Here is a 686-nt window from a genome sequence, read left to right as displayed (position 1 = left end):
CCTCCAGCAGGCGGCGGGCGTGTTCGAGGCGGACCCGGTCGACGTACCGGCCGGGTGTCATCCCGGTCTCGGCCTGGAAGGCGCGGGCGAAGTGGCGCGGGGAGAGCGCGGCGCGGGCGGCCAGCGCCTCGACGCCGAGGTCGCCGTCCGGATGCTCGGTGATCCACTGCTGGACGTCCCGGAGCGGTTCACGGCGGGCCGTCTGGGCGGCCAGCTGGGCGCTGAACTGGGCCTGGTTGCCCGGTCTGCGCAGGAACACCACCAGGTGCCGGGCGACGGTCAGCGCGGCCTCCCGGCCGAGGTCCTCCTCCACCAGCGCCAGGGCGAGGTCGATCCCCGCGGTGACCCCGGCGGAGGTGGCCACGTGCCCGTCCCGGACGAAGATGGGATCCGGGTCGACCCGGACGGCGGGGTGGTCCCGGGCGAGCTTGTCGCAGTACGCCCAGTGTGTCGTGACCCGCCGGCCGTCCAGCAGGCCGGCCCGGGCCAGCGGGATGGCGCCGGTGCACACGGAGACCAGGCGGCGGGCCCGCGGGCCGTGCGCGCGCAGCCACTCCACCAGCCGCGGATCCGGGTCGCGGGTGCCCTCCCCGCCGGGGACCAGCAGGGTGTGCGGATCCACCGCGTCCGCCAGGGACCCGTCCGGTACGAGGGTCAGCCCGCTGGAGGTGCGCACGGGCCCGCCG

1 protein-coding gene is annotated in these 686 nt (G+C 77.0%); it reads right to left on the bottom strand.

The features are described from left to right. On the bottom strand, positions 1–686 hold a 686-nt coding region (locus CCN44_RS42900; protein WP_107502198.1), incomplete at both ends, for a GlxA family transcriptional regulator.

The organism is Streptomyces tricolor, assembly GCF_002155905.1.
Taxonomy (GTDB): Bacteria; Actinomycetota; Actinomycetes; order Streptomycetales; family Streptomycetaceae; genus Streptomyces; species Streptomyces tricolor.
The sequence above is the reverse complement of the archived record's forward strand: the minus strand, read 5'-3'. Positions and strand labels throughout refer to the sequence as shown.